At 62.4% G+C, this 7,169-nt stretch carries 7 protein-coding genes; 3 read left to right on the top strand and 4 right to left on the bottom strand.

The window, feature by feature from the left end:
* Together HGO40_RS29960 and HGO40_RS29955 are read right to left on the bottom strand one after the other, a co-directional pair.
* Nucleotides 1-590: TetR family transcriptional regulator (locus HGO40_RS29960; RefSeq protein WP_250965987.1), on the bottom strand; the 590-nt coding region annotated here is incomplete at its 3' end.
* Between the two features lie 157 nt (nucleotides 591-747).
* On the bottom strand, nucleotides 748-1,122 hold the full coding sequence (locus HGO40_RS29955; protein ID WP_250965986.1) for a hypothetical protein: 375 nt from the start codon (nucleotides 1,120-1,122) through the stop codon (nucleotides 748-750).
* A gap of 376 nt (nucleotides 1,123-1,498) precedes the next feature.
* Here HGO40_RS29955 and HGO40_RS29950 point away from each other — a divergent pair, with 376 nt between their 5' ends.
* Nucleotides 1,499-3,574 (top strand): AsmA family protein, encoded by a 2,076-nt coding sequence (locus HGO40_RS29950; RefSeq protein ID WP_250965985.1) that lies wholly within the window; start codon nucleotides 1,499-1,501, stop codon nucleotides 3,572-3,574.
* 119 nt (nucleotides 3,575-3,693) lie between these two features.
* On the opposite strand, the gene HGO40_RS29945 is transcribed toward HGO40_RS29950, so the two are convergent.
* Both HGO40_RS29945 and HGO40_RS29940 read right to left on the bottom strand, forming a co-directional pair.
* A complete protein-coding gene (locus tag HGO40_RS29945; protein ID WP_186707806.1) occupies nucleotides 3,694-4,224 on the bottom strand; it encodes a ferritin-like domain-containing protein in 531 nt (176 codons plus the stop codon).
* Between the two features lie 57 nt (nucleotides 4,225-4,281).
* Nucleotides 4,282-5,223 carry a LysR substrate-binding domain-containing protein gene (locus tag HGO40_RS29940; protein WP_250965984.1) on the bottom strand — a complete coding sequence of 314 codons (942 nt, stop codon included), beginning with the start codon at nucleotides 5,221-5,223 and terminating at the stop codon, nucleotides 4,282-4,284.
* 138 nt (nucleotides 5,224-5,361) lie between these two features.
* On the opposite strand from HGO40_RS29940, the gene HGO40_RS29935 reads away from it, so the two are divergent.
* Both HGO40_RS29935 and HGO40_RS29930 read left to right on the top strand, forming a co-directional pair.
* Nucleotides 5,362-6,000 (top strand): FMN-dependent NADH-azoreductase, encoded by a 639-nt coding sequence (locus tag HGO40_RS29935; protein WP_250965983.1) that lies wholly within the window; start codon nucleotides 5,362-5,364, stop codon nucleotides 5,998-6,000.
* Between the two features lie 119 nt (nucleotides 6,001-6,119).
* The gene (locus tag HGO40_RS29930; protein ID WP_250965982.1) at nucleotides 6,120-7,010 is read left to right on the top strand and encodes an esterase/lipase family protein; all 891 of its coding nucleotides are present in this window, start codon (nucleotides 6,120-6,122) and stop codon (nucleotides 7,008-7,010) included.
* Nucleotides 7,011-7,169 lie beyond the last annotated feature (159 nt).

Here is a 7,169-nt window from a genome sequence, read left to right as displayed (position 1 = left end):
AAGAGGACGCGCCGTTGCGGGGACAGCTGCGCGGGGGGCGTGTGGGGTTGGGGGGGGGCGGGGGGGGGCGGGTCGATGATGTCCGGCAGGGTGGCGAATACGCTCTTGACGATAAGATCGGCCATCACGCCCAGGGCGGCCAGGTCCAGGTGCTGCAGCTTGGGCATCAACGCCAGGTCGGCGGCCAGGTCCGAGCTGATGTCTTCGCGCAATTGAGCAATGGCCTGGCGCACCGGCAGGGAGCCGCCGTATTGCTCGCGGGCCAGGAACAGGAATTGGGATCGGTTGACTTGAACCACATCGAGAAAGATCCGTACCGACGCATCGATGATGCCACCCATGACGAATTCGTTGTGGCGGACCAGGCGGATGGTTTCGCGGAAGGTCTGGCCGACTTCGCTGACCAGTGCCAGGCCCAGTTGGTCCATGTCCTCGAAGTGCCGGTAGAACCCGGTGGGCACGATGCCCGCCGTCCTGGCGACTTCCCGCAGGCTCAGGCTACCGAATCCCCGGCCGCACTCCATCAAATGACGGGCTGCGTCCATCAGGGCAATACGTGTCTGTTGTTTCTGTTCGGCGCGGGGCAGCATCGCAAGGCTGGCTTCTGATTCACGGGAGCGGTGCACTCTAGCAAATCGGCTTTGCCGACGTCGAACGGTAGAGGGGGATCGGGCGGGGAAAACGAAGGGCTTGAAAAGTCAAAAGCCCGATTGCAGGAATCGGGCTTTTTTCTGGGCCACCATGGGCTCAGCTCACGGTGCTGTTGCGTTCGATCACACGATCACCACCGCCTTCGGCGAGGGTTTGGCCTGGAGTGCGGTCGGAACCATCGGCTGCCAAGGTTTGGCCTGGAGTGCGGTCGGAACCATCGGCTGCCAGGGTTTGGCCTGGGGTGCGGTCGGAACCGTCAGCTGCCACGGTATCGCTCTGCTTGGTACGGTCATAACCGTCTTCGGCCAGGCCTTTTTCTTCCAGGCGATCACGTCCACCTTCGGCAACCGTCTGGCTGTAGACAGAGTGGCTGTCCTTGACCTGTGGCGTGGCTTGTTCGGAAGCTGGCAGTGCGAAGGCAGTAGAGGCCAGCAGTGAAAGGGACAGGCTCATCGGTAATTGGCGTTTCATGATCGTTGCTCCTTGGGAGGGCGATAAAGTGGGTACGAGGGCAATGCTACTCTCGATAAGTCGATATAAAAGTTCATAAACGCAATGGTAATAATCAACGGAATTGATTGTTCGCAGCGAAGGCTCTAGAACGGGCGTTTCCGAGGTGCTGTTTTGCACCGTGGTGGGTATTTTGTACCCATCGCTGCCTCGCAAATGTGCGGGGGCGGTAACAGTTTGTTGGCCGATCAGTCAGAATCCTGGCATCTTTTTGTGCCGTTCATCGGCACCTGTTGGCCGTTTCGCCAGTCCAACCCTTCATGACGAACCGGTGCAGGTTCGTATTTAAAACAGCGCCGCGGTTGCGGATGCTGACTTGTCATCAGGAGCCTTGTGCATGACGCGCACCTCGAAAATTCTCGCCTGGAGCTTTGCCAGCCTTGTTGTCTTGCTGGCGGTGTTGGTACTGGTCATCGCTTTCTTCAACTGGAACCGCATCAAGCCCTCGCTCAACGCCAAGGTTTCCGAGGAATTGCATCGTCCCTTCGCCATCAACGGCAACCTGGCGGTGATCTGGCAGCGTGAGCCGGAAGAAGGTGGCTGGCGCGCCTGGTTGCCGTGGCCCCATGTGGTGGCCGAAGACTTGAGCCTGGGTAACCCGGATTGGTCGAAAACGCCGCAAATGGTCACGCTCAAGCGTGTCGAGCTACGCGTTTCGCCCCTGGCCTTGCTGGCCCGGCGAGTGGCGATTCCACGCATCGACCTGGTGGAGCCCAACGCCAACCTTCAACGCCTGGCGGACGGTCGCGCCAACTGGACCTTCCAATTCGATCCGAAAGACCCGGACGCCGAGCCGTCCAGCTGGGTGGTGGACATTGGTGCCATTGGTTTCGACAAGGGGCACGTCACCCTTGACGACCAGACACTCAAGCCCCGTCTCGACCTGTTGATCGACCCGTTGGGCAAACCCATTCCGTTCAGCGATATCGTCGGTGACAAAGCCGCGAAAAAAGCCCAGGACCAAGGCGCGACGCCACAGGACTACGCGTTCGCCTTCAAGGTCAACGGGCAGTATCACGGGCAAAACCTGACCGGCTCCGGCAAGGTCGGTGGTTTGCTGGCACTGAAGGATGCGTCACGACCTTTTCCACTCCAGGCCCAGGCGAAGGTCGGTGACACACGTGTCGAACTGGCCGGCACCCTCATCGACCCGCTGAACCTCGGGGCGCTGGATTTGCGCCTGAAACTGGCCGGCAACAGCCTCGCCAATCTCTACCCACTGACCGGCGTGACCCTGCCGGACTCACCGCCTTACGCCACCGATGGCCGCTTGATCGCCAAACTGCATGAGCCGGGTGGGGCGCTGTTTCGCTATGAGGGGTTCAACGGCAAGATCGGCGACAGCGATATCCATGGCGACCTGGCTTACGTCGCCAGCCAGCCGCGGCCGAAACTCAGTGGCGCGCTGGTCTCCAATCAACTGCTGTTCAGCGACTTGGCGCCGTTGATTGGTGCTGACTCCAACACCGAGCAAAAGGCTCGCGGCGGCGCCAGCAAACAGCCGACCTGCAAGGTCTTGCCCGTAGAAGAGTTTCGCACCGAGCGTTGGCGCGTGATGGACGCCGATGTGGAGTTCACCGGCAAACGCATTGTCCATAGCGAGCAGCAGCCGTTCACCGACCTGTACACCCATCTGGTGCTCAACGACGGGCAGTTGAGTCTTGAGCCCCTGCGTTTCGGTGTGGCCGGTGGCCGCCTCGATGCGCAGATCCGCCTCAACGGGCGCACCCGGCCGCTGGAAGGCCAGGCGAAGCTGACGGCACGGGGGTTCAAGCTCAAGCAGCTGTTCCCGGGTTTCGAGCCGATGAAAACCAGCTTCGGCGAATTGAATGGCGATGCCGACATCGCCGGGCGCGGCAATTCGGTGGCGGCGTTGCTGGGCACCTCCAACGGTACGCTGAAAATGCTCATCAACGATGGCGCCATCAGTCGGGAATTGATGGAGCTGGCGGGGCTGAACGTTGGTAACTACGTGGTAGGGAAAATCTTTGGCGACAAGGAAGTGAAGATCAACTGCGCGGCAGCCGACTTCGACATCAAGACGGGGCTGGCGACCACACGCCTGTTCGTGTTCGACACCGAGATCGCGATCATCTACATCGACGGCCCGGCGAACATGGCGAGTGAACAATTGGACCTGACCATCACCCCCGAGTCCAAGGGTTGGCGCCTGATTTCCCTGCGTTCACCCTTGTATGTGCGGGGCACGTTCGCCAAGCCCGCCGCCGGGGTCAAGGCCGTACCCCTGATGCTGCGCGGTGCCGGGATGGTGGCGTTGGGCGTGATCGCCGCGCCGGCGGCGGGGTTGCTGGCGCTGGTGGCGCCCAGCGGCGGAGAGCCGAACCAGTGCGCGCCGCTGTTGGAACAGATGAAGGCGGGCAAGGCGCCGGTGACGGTCAAGCCTACCCGGTAGCCGAGCCTTGCAGTGATACTGCCGGCCCCATCGCGAGCAGGCTCGCTCCCACATTCGACCGAGTTTCTTCAGGAAGAATGCGGTCCCCTGTGGGAGCGAGCCTGCTCGCGATGGCGGTATCAGAGATCAGCCAGGATATCGGCCATGTCATCGGCATGCTCTTCTTCCTGGGCCAGGATGTCTTCGAAGATGCGCCGGGTGGTCGGGTCTTTTTCGCCAATGTATTGGATGATTTCCCGGTAGCTGTCGATGGCGATCCGTTCGGCCACCAAGTCCTCGTACACCATTTCCTTGAGGGTGTTGCCCGCTATGTATTGGGCGTGGGAGTTGCGGGTCAACAGGTCGGGGTTGAACTCCGGCTCGCCGCCCAACTGCACGATGCGCTCGGCGAGTGTGTCGGCGTGTTCGGCTTCCTGGTTCGCATGCTCGAGGAACTCACTGGCCGCCACACTGGCCTTGAGACCGGTGGCCATGAAGTAGTGGCGCTTGTAGCGCAACACGCAAACCAGTTCGGTGGCCAGCGCTTCGTTGAGCAGGCGGATGACCTCCTGGCGATCGGCGCCGTAGCCTTCGGTCACGGCGCCGTTCTGCACGTTTTGCCGTGCCCGTTCGCGCAGGGTGGTTACATCGGATAAGTGCATGTCGCTCATCTCGTTCTCCTGGAGGCTGATCCGGTTGAGGCGTCACGCTCTGCTGGCGCGATCACTCTAAATGTGAGTGACGCGGTCTTGAAAAAGTTTTACTGAATTTTTCAGCGCATAACCGGACAGTCGCGCCTCCTCCCCCAACCACTGGAAGAACGCCCGCACCGGCGGATGGCGTTCGCGGCCCGGGACGCACAGGGCGCTATAGCCGGCGCCGCTGGCCTGGACGTCCGGGCGATAGCCCACCAGCAAGCCGCTGGCGATGCTTTGCGACGCGAGGATATTGCTCGCCAGCACCAGGCCCTGCCCGGCGATCGCGGCTTGCAAGGCGTAATGCTCCTCGTCGTACTCGCGGATGCACGGCTGACGGGTGAGCCAGGTTTCCCCGGCCTGGGCGCACCAGGCATCCCAACCATGGGCGTACAGCTTGGAGTTGTGCCAGCGCACGCTGAGCAGCGTCGGCGGCTGCCGGGCCGCCAGGGCCACCTGTTCAGGCGAGCCATAGACCCCGAAGCTTTCATCGAACAGGCACATGCCGTACAGGTTCGGGTAGGCGTCGAGGCTGTAGCGCACCACCAGGTCGACGCTGGCGTCCTGGTGCAGGTCGATCACCTCGCAATGGGTGTCCAGGCGCACGTTGATGTTCGGGTGGCGCGCATAAAAGCGCCCCAGGCGAGGCACCAGCCACAGGGCGGCAAACGCGGCGGTGGTGGACAGGGGCAGGTGGGTGGTGCTGCGTTGCGGGCGCAAGGTATCGACGCTCTGCGCTACCTCCAGCAAGGCCCCGTGCAAGCTGTGGAACAAGCGTTGCCCGCCGTCGGTGAGGCGGACCTGGCGGGGCAGGCGTTCGTACAGGACCAGCCCCAGCCAACTCTCCAGCGCTCGAATCTGGTGGGAGATCGCCGTAGGCGTCACCGACAACTCTGCCGCGGCCGCCTTGAAACTGAGCAACCGCGCCGCGGATTCGAAGGCGCGCAGGGCGTTGAGCGGCAGGTTGGCGAACATCCGGATTCTCCTGAAAAACGCTACGGATGAAATTAACTCATCCAGATGAACTAACGCTCATTTGTCTGCTGGCAGCATCGGGCTTCAATCTGCGCCGCACAAGCAGTGTTGATTGTAGCCGCATAAAAGGAGATTCAGATGAGCAAGATTCTTGTGGTGCATGGCAGTCCCCGTGGCGAGCGTGCTCATTCCCGCCGCCTGGCCGAGGCGTTTGTTTCGGCGTGGCAGGCCGCGAACCCGCCATCCCAAGTGACCCACCGCGAGGTCGGACGGACGGTGATACCGCCGGTCAACGAAGCCTTTATCGCGGCGGCGTTCTACCCCGAGCCCCAGAATCGACCGTTGATCATGCAGGCGGACCTGGCCCTGAGCGATGCCTTGGTCGAGGAGCTGCAAGCCCATGACCGCCTGGTGATCGCCGCGCCCATGCACAACTTCAGCGTGCCCAGCGGCGTGAAGGCCTGGATCGACCAGGTCGTGCGCATCGGTCTGACGTTCAATCACAGCCTGGATAACGGCGTGTCGCACTACGAGCCGCTGGTGCTGGGCAAGAAGGCGCTGATCGTGACCAGTCGCGGTGATTTCGGTTTTGGCCCCGGCGGCCAACTGGAGAGCATGAACCACGCCGACACGCTGTTGCGCACGGTGCTGGGGTTCATCGGCATCACCGATGTGACGGTGGTGGCCGCCGAAGGTGAAGAGTCGGCCGAGCGCAGTTTTGCGTTGTCCTGTGCCGAGGCCGAGGAGCGTTTGCTGGCCTTGGCGCGGTCCTTCTAAAAGGGGCTGCTGTGCAGCCTGACGGGAGCAAGCGCCCTCGCCACGGATTCTTCCGGGTGTCATAGACTGGTCATCATCGGTACTGATGCTGATCACCTCTTGATCACAAGGATGTCGCCATGTCGCAACGCTGCGCCACTCGTTACCCGCTGGTGCTGGTCCCGGGCATGCTCGGGTTCATCCGCCTGGTGCTGTATCCGTACTGGTATGGCATCGTCTCGGCGTTGCGTCGCGGTGGGGCCGTGGTGGTGGCGGTGAAGGTATCGCCGCTGCATTCGTCCGAGGTGCGCGGCGAGCAGTTGCTGGCGGTGATCGACGACATCCTGCGGCAAACCGGTGCGCAGAAGGTCACCCTGATCGGCCACAGCCAGGGCAGCCTCACCGCCCGTTACGCCGCCGCCAAGCGCCCGGACCTGGTGGCCTCGGTCACGTCGGTGGCCGGCCCCAACCACGGCTCCGAACTGGCTGATTACCTGCAACGCCACTACCCGGCCGACAGCGCCAAGGGGCGCGTGCTCAGTGCCGTGCTACGCCTGATCAACGCCCTGATGAGCCTGCTGGACACCGGCTATCGCGGGCCGAAGCTGCCGGTGGACCTCCACGCGTCCCACGTCTCCCTGACCACTGCTGGCGTGGCGCTGTTCATCCAACGTTTTCCACAGGGGCTGCCGCTCACTTGGGGTGGGCAGGGGCCGGAAGAGGTCAATGGCGTGCGCTATTACTCATGGTCCGGCACCTTGCAGCCGGGCATCACCGATAAAGGGCGCAACCTGTTCGACGGCACCAACCGCACGTGCCGTTTATTTGCCCGCACCTTTGTCCGGGAAGCGGGGCAATGCGACGGCTTGGTCGGACGCTGCAGCTCCCACCTGGGCACGGTCATCGGCGACGACTATCCGCTGGACCACTTCGACATCGTCAACCAGTCGCTGGGGCTGGTGGGCAAGGGGGCCGAGCCGATCCGGTTGTTTGGCGAGCATGCCGAGCGGTTGAAGGCTGCCGGGGTGTAGCCCGTTGGACCGCGTTATCGTTCTTCGCGAGCAGGCTCGCTCCCACATTCGACCGAGTGCTTTTGGAAGGAATGCGATCAACTGTGGGAGATTCTATGGTTGAGGGGAAGCCCTCAAGCCGCTTTTGGTTGGTATTCGCTTTGCCCTTTCAGCAGAGCG

The organism is Pseudomonas sp. CG7 (assembly GCF_023701885.1).
In the GTDB taxonomy this organism is placed as follows: domain Bacteria; phylum Pseudomonadota; class Gammaproteobacteria; order Pseudomonadales; family Pseudomonadaceae; genus Aquipseudomonas; species Aquipseudomonas zanjanensis.
This window is presented reverse-complemented; position numbering and strand designations above follow the sequence as displayed.

Bases quoted from the DNA above. Each gene is read 5' to 3' on its own strand.
- HGO40_RS29935 (WP_250965983.1), top strand. From the start codon at position 5,362: ATGAGCAAGATTCTTGTGGTGCATGGCAGTCCCCGTGGCGAGCGTGCT.
- HGO40_RS29930 (WP_250965982.1), top strand. From the start codon at position 6,120: ATGTCGCAACGCTGCGCCACTCGTTACCCGCTGGTGCTGGTCCCGGGC.
- HGO40_RS29955 (WP_250965986.1), bottom strand. From the start codon at position 1,122: ATGAAACGCCAATTACCGATGAGCCTGTCCCTTTCACTGCTGGCCTCT.
- HGO40_RS29940 (WP_250965984.1), bottom strand. From the start codon at position 5,223: ATGTTCGCCAACCTGCCGCTCAACGCCCTGCGCGCCTTCGAATCCGCG.
- HGO40_RS29945 (WP_186707806.1), bottom strand. From the start codon at position 4,224: ATGAGCGACATGCACTTATCCGATGTAACCACCCTGCGCGAACGGGCA.
- HGO40_RS29950 (WP_250965985.1), top strand. From the start codon at position 1,499: ATGACGCGCACCTCGAAAATTCTCGCCTGGAGCTTTGCCAGCCTTGTT.